Origin of the sequence: Promicromonospora sp. NPDC060271 (genome assembly GCF_042726755.1) — a bacterium.
Classification (GTDB): Bacteria; Actinomycetota; Actinomycetes; order Actinomycetales; family Cellulomonadaceae; genus Promicromonospora.
Window position 1 is genome coordinate 17,857 of sequence record NZ_JBHXBG010000012.1, and the last position, 13,832, is coordinate 31,688.

Here is a 13,832-nt window from a genome sequence, read left to right on the forward strand (position 1 = left end):
GCACGGATGGCGGGAAAGCTGTCCGCCCGGACCACCGTTCCGTGCCACGATGCGCGTCATGTCCCAGCAGATCTTCGACCTGGTCGTCCGGCGGACCTGGCGAGTTCCTCTCACGGCGGTCTCCTCCGGCGACGCCGCCTCGGTCGCCCGGCGGTTCGACGGCGTCCTCCTCACCTTCGGCTACAAGGCCTCGGGCCGCCTGCTGAGCTACCTGGGCACCCTGACACCGCAGGACGCGCGCCAGGTGTCGGTGCAGGTGCTGGCGGTGGTGCAGGAGGCGGTCGGCGCGCACGCGCAGCACAACCCCTACTTCCGGGACTTCCCGCGCAACGTGCCCGACACGCTCGACTTCTGGGTGTCCTGCCTCGAGGAGGCCCTGAAGGGCGCGCCCGGAGCCGCGGACACCGGGGCGATCTTCACGCGCCGCGGGTTCGACCTGCTCGCCCTGCCGCGTTACGGCAGGTACCAGCACACCTACGAGGAGATGGTCGCCGCACACGACGCGTTCCTCCCCACGCTCGGTGACCGCCGCACGGTGCTCGACGTGGGCGGCACGCTCGACGAGGAGGTGCACGGCCTCTACCGCCACCTGGCAGGGAGCACCACACCGCTGTCCGACGCCGACCTCGCGGCGCTCGCGCTGCTGGCCCCGTACTGCGCCGGCATGGAGCAGCCCGCGACGGTCCCGCTGCGGTCGGCCCGCGCGATCGTCAACGCGACGCACGTCCTGTACGGCAGGGAGCCCGAGATCGACACCGTCACCGACGTGCTGCGGCTGGCCTGCGCGCTCTCCGGCGGCGACGTGACCCTGGAGACCTCGACGCGGTTCCGCTCGCTGCCGCGTCCGGTCCGGCGCACGCTGCTCGCCGCTCTCGACGCGGTCGTCGGCGCGTCGCCCGCCAAGGTCGGCGACGTCGGTACGTACCGCGAGGCGTGGAAACGGCTGGGTGAGCGGCTGCACCCGCACGAGCACACCGGACCAGGCGCACGGGTCTTCGCCGTCGCCCGCGGTGAGGACGATGCGCCGTCCCTGCCCGCTCGCGTGGAGCGGGCGTTCGCCGCGGGCGCGCGGGCCGAGGCGTTGCAGCTGCTCGCGGCGGCCCCGGGCGCGCTTGTGCGGCGCGCCGACCACCTGCTGCGGTCCGCGGCCGACGACGCGGAGGCGGCCGCCGTGGTCGACGCGCTCGAACGGGCGCTGCCGGGCGTGTCCGGCCGGGTCGTGCTCGGCCTCCGTGAGCACCTGGAGAACCGTCGCCCGCAGACGGCGCGGGGACCAAGCGGGAGCGGACGACCGAGCGTGGGGCACCCAGACCCGGGTCGACGGGTCTTCGTCAACCGTCGCGGTGGCGCGTGGGCCTCGGCCGACGAGCGGCCGGGCCTCCCCCCGGACGCGCTGACCACGCTGGCCCGGGCCTGTGACGCCGAGGTGCTCCGCCGGGTGCCGAGGCCGCAGGACCTGGTGGTCGACCCCGACCTCCTCGACGTGGCGCTCCCGCTGTCCGCACGGGCCCGGCCTGACGGCGCCGGGGTGCTCCCCCGCGGTTCGCGGACGCGCGTGACGGGTGAGCTGCTGCGGTTCTTCGTGCACTGGCGGCAGACGAGCCGCACGACGGACCTCGACCTGTCGTGCCTGCTGCTGGACCGGGACTTCGCCGACGCCGAGCACGTCTCGTGGACGCGGCTCCGCGGTGAGGGCTTTGTGCACTCCGGTGACCTCACCGAGGCCCCCGGCGGCGCCACCGAGTTCGTGGATGTGAGCACCCACCGGATCCGGCGGCCCGTCGTCGTGCCGGAGGTGCACCTGTACTCGGGTGAGCGGTTCGACCAGCTGGCCGAGGGGTTCTTCGGCTTCATGTCGCGAGACGCCGCGCAGGCCGGTCTGCCGTTCGAGCCGGCGACGGTGCGCCTGAAGTCCGACCTCACGGGCGCGGGGCGGGTCGTGATCCCGGCCGCCTTCCTGCGCGGCGAGGACGGCTGGGAGGCGCTCTGGCTGCACCTCGACCTGAACGGCTCGCCCGGGTACAACACGGTCGAGGAGCACCGGGTCACCACGACGACGCTGGTCCGCGCCATCGCGGCACGCCAGTACCTCACGGTGCGCTACCTGGTTGAGCTGCTCCGGGCCGACGGCGTGAAGGTGCACCACGAGATGCCGCAGGGCACGGGCCCGGTGACCTACCTCGGGTTCGGGGCTCCGGAGGAGCTGCCGGCGGGCTCCCGGGTGGTGACACCGCAGAACCTGCTCGACCTGGTACCGGCCTGACGTCTAGGATGTCCCCCGGACGAGGCCATGTGGCGGCTTCCTTCTCCCTCTCTGGATAACCTAGTCGCCACGCTCTCCTCGTCCTCCTTCTTCGGTTCACCCCAGCGCCTGCTGCCAGTCGAGTCGTGCTCCTGGCAGCAGGCGCTGTGCTGAACGGCGCTGACCGTGTCAGCGAGGTCGGGTCAGCAGTGGAGGTTGCCGCCCGGGTCCACACCCAGCGCGCTCGTGAAGCGCAGGTACGTGTCGACGCGGCTCTGCACCTGGGCGGGGTTGCCGCCGTTGCACTCGATGCTGCCGTTGATGCTGCGGATGGTCTCGCCGAAGCCGCGGCTGTTCACGATCGCCGCGTGCGGCGTCATGGTGCCCGGGCCGTTCTGGGTGTTCCAGTACCAGAGGCCGGTCTTCCAGGCGATCGCCGAGTCGGTCTGCACCAGACGCGGGTTGTTCAGCAGGTCGATGCCGAGCGCGTCGCCCGCCGCCTTGTAGTTGAAGTTCCAGCTCAGCTGGATCGGGCCCTTGCCGTAGTACTGGTCGCGGCCGGCCGGGCAGCCGTAGGGCTGGGACAGGTCGCAGTAGTGCGGGTAGTTCGCCGTGTTCTGCTCGACGATGTGCACCAGCCCACCGGTCTCGTGCGAGACGTTGGCGAGGAACGCGGCGGCCTCACGCTTCTGGATAGTCTCGCTGCCGCTGTTGGCGAAGCCCGGGTAGGCGCTGAGCGCGGCGACGAGCCCCGAGTACGTGTAGAACGAGTTCCGGTTCGGGAAGAACTGGTTGAACTGGGCCTGGCTGACCGGGAAGTCCTCGGCGCCGGGCGGGTCGACGGGCGGCTCACCGCCGTCGCACGTGCCGGTGCGCTCCCACACGCCCCATTCGCCGGTGGTGCCGGGCGTCTCGCCCTGCGTCCACCACTTGGCCCGCCATGCGGCGCCGGCGTGCGTGACCTGGTTGCCGCCGACGTAGACGGCGCTGCTGCTCCAGGCAGCCGCGCTGCAGCTGGCCACAGCGGCCTGGGCTGCCGGTGCGGGGGCCGCGGCTGCTGCTCCTGGCGCCAGGAGCGCAGCGACGAGAGCTGCGATCAGTAGCGGTGCGCGACGAGATCTCACGGGGAACCACCTCGCTTCCGGTTCGGGGCCGCCGTACGTCGGCGACCGATTTGTTCAGGAACCTAGCAAGGTGTGCGTCGTGCGGGAGTGAGGGATTCCCACACGCCGACCCGTAGGCAGGGACCGCCGCCGTCGGGAAGCCTTCCCCTTGACCCTCACACCGTGTCAGGCGGGAGAACTGGACTGTGTTGCCCATCGGAGCGTTCGCACGGATCGGCCAGGTGTCCCATCGCATGCTGCGGCACTGGGACACGGCAGGCCTGCTCGTACCCGCCCACGTCGACGAGTTCACCGGCTATCGGTCGTACGACCCGTCACAGCTCGCCCGGTTGCACCGCATCGTGGCGCTGCGCCAGCTCGGCTTCGGCCTCGACGACATCGCGGCCGCCCTGGCCGAAGGCGTCGACACCGGCCGGCTCGCCGTGCTGCTGCGCGAGCGCAGGGACGAGGTGGCCCGCGAGCACGCACTGGCCACCGCGCAGCTGGCCGACGTCGCGCGGAGGCTCCGGCTCATCGAAGAGGAGAAGACCATGTCCACCATCGAGATGATCACCAAGGACCTGCCCGCGGTCAGGCTTGCCGCACGTTCCACGACCGTGGCGGAGCAGCCACAGGTGGGGGCCGTCGTCGGGCCGCTCTTCGACGCCGTCGCGGAGGTCCTCACCGACGCGCACGGGCCAGGGCTCCTGGAGGTCCCGGTCGCCCAGTACGACATGGGCGAGGACGGCGTCAGCATCGTCTGCGGATTCGAGTACGACGGCGAGCCGCTGCCCGGCATCGAGATCGTCGAGCTGCCCGCCGAGCCGCTCGCCGCGTGCGCCATCCACCTGGGGCCCATGAACGGGATCTCCAGGAGCTGGATGGCCTGATGACGGAGGCCGCGGAGCGCGGGCTCACGCCGTCGGGCCCCGGGCGCGAGCTGTACGTCCGGGCCGAACGGGAGGACCAGGCCGACTGGGTCACCGAGCTGCAGCAGCCGGTCACCCGGGCCTGACCCGGGGTGCCGGGTCAGGCCGAGTCGCGGACGACCAGCACCGGCTCGAAGATGGCGGAGCGCACCATCGGCTCGTCGGCGTCGATCTGCTCCAGCAGCATGCGCGCCATCTCTTCCGCCATCTTCTCCACCGGCTGGCGCACGGTCGTGAGCCGGGGCCGGGTCTGCACCGCAACGGGGCTGTCGTCGAAGCCGACTATCGCGACGTCCTCGGGCACCCGCCGGCCGCCGGTCTGCAGCACGTGGATGGCGCCCTGGGCCATGAGGTCGTTCGAGACGAAGACCCCGTCGAGGTCCGGGGCGGTCGCCAGCAGCTCCGCCATCGCGACCTCGCCGCTCTCGAACGTGAACGAGCCCTCGACGCTCGGGACGAACGCATGCCCACGCCGGGCCGCCGCATCACGGAAGCCGTCGAGCCGGTCCCGGGCGGACGGGACGTCGACCGGCCCCGAGATCACGCCGAGCCTACGGCAGCCCCGGTCGAGCAGGTGGTTCGCCGCGAGGCGGGCGCCGTCCGCGTTGGCGAGGTCCACGTAGCTCGCCGGGATCGCGTGGCCCGGCCGCGCGAAGAGCACTATCGGGCTCCCGGTACCCAGCAGCTCCTCCGGCAGCGGGTCGTCGGCGTGCGTCGACACCAGCAGCGCCCCGTCGGCGTTGCCGAACCGCAGGTAGGAGACAACCTGGGCGCGCGTCTGGTCGTTGTCGGCGAACATCAGGACGGGGTGCACGTCGTGCGGCCGGAGCGTCCGGACGAGGGACCCGACCACCCGTCCGAAGAACGGGTCGGAGAAGACGCCCGACAGGTCCAGCTCGGTGTCCGGATCGGCGTCGGCTCCCGAGATGACGACGGCTACGGTGCCCGTGCGACGCGTGACCAGGGAACGCGCCGCGCGGTTGGGCACGTAGCCGGTCTCGGCCACCGCCTCCAGGACCACCTCCTGCACCGCGGGCGCGACCTTGCGCTTGCCGTTGATCACGCGGGACACGGTCGCGCGGGAGACGCCGGCGACCTTCGCCACGTCCTCCAGGGTCGGCGCCGGACGCCGCAGATCCTTGCTCACAGGCTGACGGTAACAGAGTAAGAGCGCTCTCCCATGGACTTCGGCCGGGTGACATGAGGCCCGTTCGAGTTGCGGCGACACCATTGGGAAGCTTGAACAACATCTGCCTGAAGGCGCCAATCGCCACTAAACACGAGCGCAAGAGCGACACCGGAACCCTTGACGACCCGTCGGGAGCAGGTCGAGTATGGGCAGCGTAAGAGCGCTCTCCCAGATTCGCGACGCACCGGAGCGACGCGAAGGCAGGCTCAACGACGACCCCGCCCCGGCCGCGCACCTGGCCGACGCGCGGACGGAGAGGAAGACCCATGATCACCACCGGATCACCCGGCGCGGGGACGGCCCTGCTCGGGCGCGGCCTGCGCAGCCTGCGCCGCCTACGCGCCGGAGCCGCCGCCCTCGCGACCGGACTGCTGGCGGCGACGGCCCTGGTCGCGCCCGCGACGTCGGCCCAGGCCGCACCGGTCCTGCTGTCCCAGGGTCGGCCGGCCACCGCGTCCTCCGTCGAGAACGCGGACTACACGCCCGCGAGCGCCGCCGTCGACGGCGACCTCGGCACCCGCTGGGCGAGCGAGTTCAGCGACCCGCAGTGGATCCGGGTCGACCTCGGCCGCTCCGCCGACCTCGACCACGTGGAGCTGGTCTGGGAGGCGGCGTACTCGACGACCTACCAGTTCCAGGTCTCGGCGGACGGCAGCTCGTGGTCCACCGTGTACTCGACCAGCTCGGGCGACGGCGGTACCGACACGTTCGCCGTCGACGGGACCGCGCGCCATGTGCGGCTGCTGTCGACGGCCCGGTCGGGCGGTTACGGCAACTCGCTGTGGGAGCTGCGCGTATTCGGCGAGGGCGGGACCGACCCGGGCGACCCCGGTGACCCGACCTACGTGGACCCGGGTCACCCGAACGTGCCCGTGCGCGACTCCGGGCCGAGCAAGGTGGAGGTGGTGGGCGGCAACGGTGCCTGGGACCTGCAGGTCGACGGCCGGCCCTACACCGTGCGGGGCTTCACGTGGGGCCCGTCGTTCAGCGCGGCCGACCACTACATGCCGCCGCTCGTCGCGATGGGCGCCAACACGGTCCGCACCTGGGGCACCGGGGCGGACACCCGCCAGCTGCTCGACTCCGCCGCCGCGCACGACGTGCGCGTGGTGATGGGGTTCTGGCTCCTGCCCGGCGGCGGCCCAGGTTCCGGCGGCTGCATCGACTACCGCAGCGACACCGCGTACAAGTCCGAGACCAAGGCCGACATCCTGCGCTGGGTCGAGACGTACAAGAACCACCCCGGCGTGCTCATGTGGAACATCGGCAACGAGGCGATCCTTGGCCTGCAGAACTGCTACTCGGGCACGGAGCTGGAGCAGATCCGCAACGCCTACGCGGCCTTCGTCAACGAGGTGAGCGTCGCCGTGCACCAGGCGGACCCGAACCACCCGACCACGAACACCGATGCCTGGGCGGGTGCCTGGCCGTACATCGAGCGCAACGCCCCGGACCTCGACCTGCTGTCGATCAACGCCTACGGCGACGTGTGCAACATCCGCGAGGCCTGGGAGACGGGCGGCTACGACCGCCCCTACCTGCTGACCGAGGGCGGTGCGGCCGGCGAGTGGGAGGTGCCGGACGACGCCAACGGCGTCCCGGAGGAGCCGACCGACCTCGAGAAGGGCGCGGCGTACGTGGACTCGTGGCGGTGCCTGCGGGAGCACGAGGGCGTCTCGCTGGGCGCGACGTTCTTTCACTACGGCATCGAGGGCGACTTCGGCGGCGTGTGGTTCAACATCCTGCCCGGCGACAACAAGCGCCTCGGCTACTACTCGATCGCGCGGGCCTGGGGCGTGGACACCTCCGGGATGAACACGCCGCCGCGCATCTCCGCCATGAGCGTTCCCGGCTCGACCGCGGTGGAGGCAGGCGAGCAGTTCACGGTCTCCGTGGACGTGACGGACCCCGACGGCGACCCGATCACGTCGAACGTGATGCTGAACAGCAAGTACATCAACAACGCCGGCGGCATCGCGCAGGCGCAGTTCACGCAGTCCGCACCCGGCACGTTCCGGGTCACGGCGCCGGAGATGCTCGGCGTCTGGAAGGTCTACGTGTTCGCCGAGGACGGCGAGGGCAACGTCGGCGTGGAGACCAGGTCGTTCCGCGTCGTCGCGCCGCAGGTCGACGGGACGAACATCGCCCGGGGCAGGACGGCGACGGCGTCGAGCTTCGACCCGTGGAACGGCGACTGGACGCCCGGCCGCGCGATCGACGGGGACCCGGCCACCCGCTGGGCCAGCGAGTGGGGCCCGTCCGCCTGGTACCGGGTGGACCTGGGATCGGTGCAGTCGTTCGACCACCTGCAGCTCGTCTGGGAGACGGCCTACGGCAAGTCCTACGAGATCCAGACATCAAACGACGGCAGCACCTGGAACACGATCAGGACGGTCACGGGCGGCAACGGCGGCGTCGACAGCATCGACGTCTCGGGGTCCGGCCGGTACGTGCGCCTCAACCTCACCGAGCGCGGCACCGAATGGGGCTACTCCCTGTACGAGGTCGGGATCTACCAGCGGTGACACAGCGAAGACGTCAACAGCCAAGAACCAGCAGTGAAGGAGGAACCATGCGCACAGCACTCCGCACGCCCACCAGCCTCAGTCCTCGCGTACTGGCCGGCGCTCTCGCCACGGTACTGCTCGCCTCGACCCTGAGCGCGGCCGGGACCGTCGGCGCCGTCACCGCCGTCGCCGAGCCGAACACGCTGCTCTCGCAGGGCGCGCTCACGGCGGCCTCGAGCTCGGAGTCCGCAGGCCTCGGCCCGCGGTTCGCGGTCGACGGCGACCGCGGCACCCGCTGGGCCAGCGCCCAGACGGACGACGAGTGGATCCGGATCGACCTGGGCCGCTCGTACGCCCTCGACCACATCGCCCTGGAGTGGGAGGCCGCGTACGGCGCGGCGTTCCGGCTCCAGGTGTCCGCCGACGGCAACGCGTGGAGCACCGTCGTGACCGAGTCCTCCGGGACGGGCGGCACCGAGGTGTACGACGTCACGGCAACGGGTCGCTACGTCCAGCTCGTCGGCACCGCCCGCGGCACCGGTTACGGCTACTCCCTGCTCGAGTTCCAGGTGTTCGGCGACGGCGAGGCCGGTGGCCCCGAGGACCCGCCGCCCTTCCCCGACGACGAGGTCACGCACCACGAGTTCCAGGCGAACTGCACCTTCTCGCACTTCCTGCCGGACGACCCGATCGTGTACCCCGGGCAGCCCGGACGGTCGCACCTGCACACGTTCATCGGCAACCGGTCGACCAACGCGTTCACCACGCCCGCGAGCCTGCTCGCCAACCCGGCCGGGACGTGCACCGTGCCCCAGGACAAGTCGGCCTACTGGTTCCCCGCGCTCACCAAGGGCGGCGTGCCCGTCGAGCCGAACATCCCGCTGACCGTCTACTACAAGTCGGGCATCGACGACTACACCTCCGTCGTGCCGTTCCCGGCGGGGCTGCAGTTCCTGGCCGGCGACATGATGGCCTCCGTCGACGAGTTCCGCACCGCGCCGGGCGCCGTGGAGGGCTGGGAGTGCGGCGACATCTCCAAGAGCTGGGAGATCCCGGCGTACTGCCCGCCCGGGACCCAGCTCAACATCCGGTACCAGGCGCCGAGCTGCTGGGACGGCATGCACCTGACCCCGGAGGAGTCCGCCCACATGGGCCACGGCACGCACATGGCGTACCCGGTCTCGGGCCAGTGCCCGATGACCCACCCGGTGGCCGTCCCGATGCTCGAGTTCAAGATCGCCTGGCCGGTCAGCGGTGACATGTCCGACGTCGCGCTCGTCAGCGGATCCGACCAGTCCTGGCACTACGACTTCGTCAACGCCTGGGACCCCGAGGTGCTCCGCCGCCTCGTGGAGCAGTGCATCAACGGCGGCCTCCAGTGCAACCCGCGCGGCTACGACCTGTACAAGCCGCACCGCGGCACCGTGCTCGACGAGAACTACCAGCTCGTGCCCGAGCCCGCCGCACGCGAGGAGGTCCGCTCATGACCCGGGCACGGCAGCGCGGACGGCGGGCCTGGCTCGCCGTCGCGGTCGCGGCGGCCTGTGTCGCCGCGCCGCTGACGGCGGTCGCCGCGCCGGCGTCGGGCCCCGCTCCCGTGCGGGCGGAGGCGGCGCGGGCCGAGGCCGCGGGGGCCGAGGCCGCGGCGGCGTGCACCACGAACGCCGCGCTCGGGAGGCCGGCCACGGCGTCGTCCACCGAGGGGCCGTTCGGCGCGGCCCTGGCCGTGGACGGCGAGGCCGGGACCCGCTGGAGCAGCCTGCCCGCCGATCCGCAGTGGATCCGCGTCGACCTGGGCTCGGTGCAGGACCTGTGCCGGGTCGAGCTCTCCTGGGAGACGGCGTACGGCAGGGACTTCCGGATCGAGGCCTCCGACGACGGCACCACGTGGCGGACCCTCCGGACCGTCACCGACGGGACCGGCGGCGCGCAGGGCTTCGACGTCGTGGGGACCGGCCGGTACGTGCGGATCACCGGCACGGAGCGGGGCACCGGCTACGGCTACTCCCTGTGGGAGCTCAGGGTGCTCACGGACGACGGCAGCAGCACACCCGGCGACCCGATCCCCGGCGGCGGTGACCTCGGGCCGAACGTGCACGTCTTCGGCCCGGACACGCCGACGAGCCAGGTCCAGGCCGCGGTGGACGCGGTGTACGACCAGCAGGAGTCCGACCAGTTCGGCGACGGGCGGCACCAGTTCCTGTTCGAGCCCGGCACGTACCCGGTGCACGTCAACGCAGGCTTCCACACCTCGATCGCGGGGCTGGGCACCCGCCCGGACGACGTGAACATCACCGGCGGCGTCTGGGCCGACGCCGAGTGGTTCGAGGGCAACGCCACGCAGAACTTCTGGCGTTCGGTCGAGAACCTCGCCGTGACGCCGTCGGGCGGAGACATGCGATGGGCGGTTTCGCAGGCCGCGCCGATGCGTCGCGTGCACGTCAAGGGCAACCTGATGCTGCACTCGTCCCGGTACGGCTGGGCGTCGGGCGGCTACATCGCAGACTCCGTGGTCGACGGCCAGGTCCGCGCCTGGACCCAGCAGCAGTGGTACACCCGCGACTCGACGCTCACGGGCGGCTGGGCGGGGACACTGTGGAACATGGTGTTCTCCGGCGTGGAGAACGCCCCACCGACGTCCTTCCCCGAGCCTGCCGTGACCACCCTCGCCACCACCGGGATCATCCGCGAGAAGCCGTACCTCTACCTCGACGGCGAGGACTACGCGGTGTTCGTGCCGTCGGCCCGCGAGGGCACGCGGGGCGCGACCTGGGACGGCGGGACGACGTCGGGCACCTCGATCCCGCTGGACGAGTTCTACGTGACCCGGCCCGGCGACTCGGCCGAGCGGATCAACCAGGCGCTCGACCAGGGCCTGCACCTGCTGCTCACGCCCGGCATCTACGAGACGACGGGGACGATCGAGGTGGACCGTGCGGACACCGTCGTGCTCGGCCTCGGGTACGCCACCATCGTGCCCACCGCCGGGCAGACGGCGATGCGGGTGGGCGACGTGGACGGCGTCCGCATCGCGGGTGTCCTCTTCGACGCCGGCGCCACCGAGTCGCCGTCGATGCTCACGGTCGGCACGGAGGGGTCCACGGCGGACCACGCGGACGACCCGGTCTCCCTGCACGACGTGTTCGTCCGGGTCGGCGGGGCGCACGTCGGGCGCGTGGACCAGGCGATCGTCGTGAACGCGGACGACACGATCGTCGACCACATCTGGTCCTGGCGCGGTGACCACGGCGAGGGCATCGGCTGGGACGTCAACACCGCCGACAACGGCCTGGTGGTCAACGGCGACGACGTCGACGGGTACGGGCTCTTCGTCGAGCACTACCAGGAGTACAACACCCTGTGGAACGGGGAGCGCGGCCGCACGATCTTCTACCAGAACGAGCTGCCGTACGACCCACCGAACCAGGCCGCCTGGAACCACGACGGCATCCGTGGCTGGGCGGCGTACAAGGTCGCGGACCACGTGACGCAGCACGAGGCGTGGGGTCTGGGGTCGTACTGCGTGTTCACCTCGGACGCGTCGATCACCTCGGACAACGGCTTCGAGGTGCCGCGTACGCCGGGGGTGCGGATGCACTCGCTGCTCACCGTGTCGCTCGGCGGGGTGGGCACGTACGAGCACGTGATCAACGGCGTCGGGCCGCGCGCCGCGGGGACGGAGACGGTCCCGGCCAAGGTGGTGAGCTACCCGTAGCCAGGTGGTCGGCAGGTCGAGCGGCCGGCTGATCGGCCGGCCGGATGACCATGCACCTGCTGCCAGGCGGAGCCCGATCCTGGCAGCAAGTGCGTGGTCATCCGCGGGGGCCGATCCGGCTCAGCGGAGGGTCTCGGCGCGGCGGTCGACCGCTTGCTTGGCCTCGAGCAGGCCGTCGCCCGTGAGCTCGCGGTAGCGCTTGACCGCCTCGATCTTGCGGTCGGCCCGGATCAGCGCGTCGACGTCGGCTATCCCCTCCGGCTCAGGCACGACGACGCCGAGCTGCGCCATGACGAGGTCGATCTTGGTGTGGAGCTTGTCCATCGCGTGCTGCTGCGTCCTCCGGTGACCGCTCTCCGAGATCCAGCCCAAAACCGACAGGACGATCAACGACATCACCAATATCTCCATGACCAGGAGAGTAGCCGCGCGCCCCCGGGTGCCAGCCAGCAAAGTCGGCGAGGTCAGGCGCTCACGTGACGGCGCCCATGTGCCACGGGACGAACTCCTCGGCCCCGATCCCCAGCTCCTCGCTGACGGTCTGCTCCCCCGACGCGACGGCCAGGATCCGGTCGAAGATCTGCCGGCCCACCTCGGCGACGGTCGCGGTGCCGTCCACGACCACCCCCGCGTTGATGTCCATGTCCTCGGACATCACCGAGTACATGGGGGTGTTGGTCGCCACCTTGATGGACGGCGTCGGACGGCAGCCGAAGACCGAACCACGGCCGGTGGTGAAGACGACGACGTTGGCCCCGCCAGCGACCAGGCCGGTGACCGACACGGGGTCGTAGCCGGGGGTGTCCATGAAGCCGAACCCGCGCTCGGTGATCGGCTCGGCGTACTCGTAGACGGCGCCGAGGTCGGCCTGCCCGCCCTTGGCGACCGCGCCGAGCGACTTCTCCAGGATCGTCGTGAGCCCGCCGGCCTTGTTGCCCGGCGACGGGTTGTTGTCCAGCGTGCCTCCGCCCGCCGCGACGTAGCCCCGCCACCAGTCGATGCGGTCCAGCAGCTTCTTGGCGATGCCGGGCGAGGTCGCCCGGGCGGTCAGCAGGTGCTCTGCGCCGTACACCTCGGGGGTCTCCGCGAGGACCGACGTCGCCCCGTAGGCGACCAGCCGGTCCGAGGCCCAGCCCAGCGCTGGGTTGGCCGTGATGCCCGAGTAGCCGTCGGAACCACCGCAGTTGAGGGCGAGCACCAGTTCCGCGACGTCGCACTCGACCCGCTCGCGCGCGTTGACCAGCGGCAGCATCTCGCGGACGGCGGCAACGCCCGCGCGGACCGAGGCCCGCACGCCGCCGGCCTCCTGGATGGTCAGCGAGCGCACGACGGTGTCGTCAGGGATGGCCGCGAGCAGCCCCTGCCGCGTGTCGTCGGGTGGTCCGACGGTGGGCATCCCCAGGTCGGCGACCTGGCCCGAGCGAGCCGACAGCGCGGCCCCCGGCACCATCTCGCAGCCCAGGCCCAGCACCAGCAGGCCGGCGACGTTCGGGTGGGCGGCGTACCCGCGCAGGGTGCGCAGCAGGATCTGGCCGCCCTCGGAGTCCGGCACCAGGCCGCAGCCCGACGTGTGGGTCAGCGCGATGACGCCGTCGACGTTCTCGAACTCGTCGAGGGCCGTGCCGCTGAACTGGTCGGCGATCATCTTCGCCGTCGACGCGGAGCAGTTCACGCTGGTCAGGATCGCGACGAAGTTCCGGGTGCCGACCCGCCCGTTCGCCCGCCGGAAACCGCGGAACGTAGGGCGGGCGCCGTCGGGCGTGGGGAGGTCCGTGCGGGTGCCGCCAAGGGGTGCCTCGCGCGTGCCCTCCTCGAAGCCGAGGTTGTGCGAGTGCACGTGGTCGCCCGGGGCGATGTCGGCGGTCGCAACCCCGATGACCTGCCCGTACTTGTGCACCTCGGTGCCGGCGGGCACCGCACGGAGGGCGATCTTGTGGCCCCGCGGCACCGGCTGCCCGACGGCGACCGGGCCCGTCCCGGGGGCGTGGGCCTGGTCACCCGGCCTGAGGTCGCGGGTCGCGACGGCGACGTCGTCCCCCTCGCGAAGAACGAGCAGATCAACCTCTGACACGCCGGCACCTCTCTTGTCTGAACCGTTTCATCGTAGCCGGACCCGCCCGGTCGCTCCCGCGAGGTAGAGCGTGCGT

General features: G+C 71.7%; 10 protein-coding genes. 6 read left to right on the forward strand and 4 right to left on the reverse strand.

Annotated features, from left to right (window positions below; translation table 11 throughout):
• Nucleotides 1-58 precede the first annotated feature (58 nt).
• Entirely contained in the window at nt 59-2,263 is a 2,205-nt protein-coding gene (locus ACFWE2_RS03510; protein ID WP_377222820.1) for a hypothetical protein, read from the forward strand.
• A 182-nt stretch (nt 2,264-2,445) separates the two neighbouring features.
• Here the strand turns inward: ACFWE2_RS03510 and ACFWE2_RS03515 are convergent, their stop codons facing one another.
• Nucleotides 2,446-3,366: a glycoside hydrolase family 19 protein gene (locus ACFWE2_RS03515; protein ID WP_377222821.1), complete on the reverse strand. Its 921-nt coding sequence runs from the start codon at nt 3,364-3,366 to the stop codon at nt 2,446-2,448.
• A 221-nt stretch (nt 3,367-3,587) separates the two neighbouring features.
• Here ACFWE2_RS03515 and ACFWE2_RS03520 point away from each other — a divergent pair, with 221 nt between their 5' ends.
• Both ACFWE2_RS03520 and ACFWE2_RS03525 read left to right on the forward strand, forming a co-directional pair.
• Complete coding sequence (locus ACFWE2_RS03520) at nt 3,588-4,235, forward strand: MerR family transcriptional regulator (protein ID WP_377222822.1); 648 nt, start codon at nt 3,588-3,590, stop codon at nt 4,233-4,235.
• Nucleotides 4,235-4,360 carry a hypothetical protein gene (locus ACFWE2_RS03525; protein WP_377222823.1) on the forward strand — a complete coding sequence of 42 codons (126 nt, stop codon included), beginning with the start codon at nt 4,235-4,237 and terminating at the stop codon, nt 4,358-4,360. The genes ACFWE2_RS03520 and ACFWE2_RS03525 overlap by 1 nt, the downstream gene beginning before the upstream one ends.
• A 14-nt stretch (nt 4,361-4,374) precedes the next feature.
• Here the strand turns inward: ACFWE2_RS03525 and ACFWE2_RS03530 are convergent, their stop codons facing one another.
• Complete coding sequence (locus ACFWE2_RS03530) at nt 4,375-5,421, reverse strand: LacI family DNA-binding transcriptional regulator (protein ID WP_377222824.1); 1,047 nt, start codon at nt 5,419-5,421, stop codon at nt 4,375-4,377.
• Nucleotides 5,422-5,729: 308 nt separating this feature from the next.
• Here ACFWE2_RS03530 and ACFWE2_RS03535 point away from each other — a divergent pair, with 308 nt between their 5' ends.
• From ACFWE2_RS03535 to ACFWE2_RS03545, 3 genes are read left to right on the forward strand one after another with little or no spacing between them, the layout of a single operon-like run.
• The gene (locus ACFWE2_RS03535; protein WP_377222825.1) at nt 5,730-7,988 is read left to right on the forward strand and encodes a discoidin domain-containing protein; all 2,259 of its coding nucleotides are present in this window, start codon (nt 5,730-5,732) and stop codon (nt 7,986-7,988) included.
• Between the two features lie 47 nt (nt 7,989-8,035).
• Nucleotides 8,036-9,457: a DUF1996 domain-containing protein gene (locus ACFWE2_RS03540; protein ID WP_377222826.1), complete on the forward strand. Its 1,422-nt coding sequence runs from the start codon at nt 8,036-8,038 to the stop codon at nt 9,455-9,457.
• Nucleotides 9,454-11,685, forward strand: a complete 2,232-nt coding sequence (locus ACFWE2_RS03545) for a discoidin domain-containing protein (RefSeq protein ID WP_377222827.1) — start codon at nt 9,454-9,456, stop codon at nt 11,683-11,685. Before ACFWE2_RS03540 ends, ACFWE2_RS03545 begins: the two co-directional genes overlap by 4 nt.
• A gap of 120 nt (nt 11,686-11,805) precedes the next feature.
• On the opposite strand, the gene ACFWE2_RS03550 is transcribed toward ACFWE2_RS03545, so the two are convergent.
• Both ACFWE2_RS03550 and ACFWE2_RS03555 read right to left on the reverse strand, forming a co-directional pair.
• Nucleotides 11,806-12,009 (reverse strand): hypothetical protein, encoded by a 204-nt coding sequence (locus tag ACFWE2_RS03550; RefSeq protein WP_377222828.1) that lies wholly within the window; start codon nt 12,007-12,009, stop codon nt 11,806-11,808.
• Nucleotides 12,010-12,157: 148 nt separating this feature from the next.
• Nucleotides 12,158-13,756, reverse strand: a complete 1,599-nt coding sequence (locus ACFWE2_RS03555; RefSeq protein ID WP_377222829.1) for a UxaA family hydrolase — start codon at nt 13,754-13,756, stop codon at nt 12,158-12,160.
• Nucleotides 13,757-13,832 lie beyond the last annotated feature (76 nt).